We start from the raw sequence: 1,915 nt of genomic DNA on the forward strand, positions 1-1,915 counted from the left end.
TTGTTAACCTAAGCGAAGGAGTCGCCCCCTCCGCTCGGCTTCAAAACCGGACTGGAAAGTTTCCCTTCATCCGGCTCCTCAATGATCGGGTCCTTGGCACAGATACCATTGACACGTCCGACGTGTCGTTCATCATGGCAATGTCGGTGGAGCAAGCATTTGTTACTGAGCTCTTCGCCGCCGCCTTCACTTTTTGGGATAATGTGATCGATTTCAATGACATCGGTGTCTTGAAAGAGCAATTCACACCAGCGACATTTCCCTTGCTGTTTCTGCAAGAGCACTCCCTTGACGCCATTGCATAGGGGATGCGTTTTGAGTCGTTGGCTCCAGTAGAGAAGGTCCCCATTGTAAGGGCTGGCCGCTCCCTTGACTTTGATATGTCTCTGGACATGTGCTTGTCCGTGTTTCCACAGCTTTGCTTGCTGGCTTTGAAACTGCCAGCCCTGTCCTTTATCCACATGCCAGTATTTGTTCGCGATCCAATGCCCTCCCTTGTTGGGATGGCGGCGCTTCGCCCACCGTTTTAATTGGAGGTAGAGCAGATGGTCACAGGCATGAAACGTCTTTGAGGCCGCTGTTCTGCGATGGTAGTTCGCCCATCCCCGATTCACGCGATTGAGTTCCTCAATGAGCTTCTCTTGTGGGGCATGTTGATTTCTGTCAATCACCATCTTCATATCAGCAGTGTGACGTTTGACCGCCTCTTTACTGGGAGTGATGATTGTTTTGAAACCGAGCGGTCTTCCTCGTGGGTTCTTTCCCGTATGGGTTTTGCCTACGGGGAATTGTCGGATCGTCCAGCCAAGAAAATCGAAGCCCACCTGCCCCTGATATTCCTGGAGCGTGTGGGTTATTCGGGTTTTACTGGGCTTGAGCTCAAGCCCCATCGTGCTCAACCATATTTCCAGAAGGTGCTTTGCTTTCTGCACACCTGCCTCTGTAGGATGAAGAACTACCAGATCATCGGCGTAACGAACGAGTCGAGGAACACTCTCCTTGTAGGAGAAGGCTTCTCGAATCGCTGTTTCGATGCCATGCAAAGCAATATTCATGAGTAAAGGTGACGCTACTCCTCCTTGCGGAGTTCCTTTCATCGTCTCATGAAAACCGCCATCTTCCATGATGCCAGCTTTTAGCCATGCTTTGACCGTTCTTTGGATTGCTGGGTAGGAGTGGAGTTTTTGCAGCAAGGACGTATGGGAGATGTTATCGAAGCACCCGGAGATATCCGCGTCCAGCACGTATTTGGACTGGTAGCGGATGGCATTAAAGATGGCTTCTTTAGCATCCTGGGCGCAACGGCCTGGGCGAAATCCGTAGCTATTTGGTTCAAAGTGGGCTTCCCATTCGGGTTCCAGTGCCAGCTTGATGAGGTATTGATGCGCCCGATCCAGCATGACCGGAATTCCCAGTGGTCGCTTTTCCGCTTTGCCCGGTTTCGGTATCCAGACCCGTCGAACAGGTCTGGGTCGATTGCCTTCCCATGCTTTCGGGTGAATTTGCTCGGCCAAGGCAAGTCGTTGTTGGGGCGCGACGGCTTTTATCCCATCTATCCCGGCAGTGTTCTTTCCCTGGTTATCTTGTGTCACCCTCCGTACTGCAAGAAGGCGGGCTGCTCTGGATTTCGTCAGCAGCTTCTGGAGTTTGTGGACAGCTTGGGTATTGCCATGTTGACTGGCTCGAAAGATGCGCTTTTGGAGTCTGTATACATGCTGCTCAAACTTCCGCCAGGGCAGCTTGCGCCAACTCTCACTCGCAGGATCAGGCAGGGGTTTCTGCTTGATCTTGGGTGCCTTCGTCTCTGACATCCGACTTGTGCCTCTTTCTTCCCGGTCATCGTCCCCACGTCAGCATATCCTCTGGCTTTCCCAAAGGCGTTAAGCTTCTTGGGGAATCCTGCTCAGCATCGGCG

Annotated in this window: 1 protein-coding gene; it reads right to left on the minus strand. The window is 52.3% G+C overall.

Annotation, left to right across the window (positions count from 1 at the left end; translation table 11 throughout):
- Positions 1-8 precede the first annotated feature (8 nt).
- Positions 9-1,811, minus strand: coding sequence for a group II intron reverse transcriptase/maturase (gene ltrA / locus F1593_RS27880; protein ID WP_149404816.1), 1,803 nt, complete (start codon positions 1,809-1,811; stop codon positions 9-11).
- Positions 1,812-1,915 lie beyond the last annotated feature (104 nt).

The organism is Dictyobacter arantiisoli, assembly GCF_008326305.1.
GTDB lineage: Bacteria > Chloroflexota > Ktedonobacteria > Ktedonobacterales > Ktedonobacteraceae > Dictyobacter > Dictyobacter arantiisoli.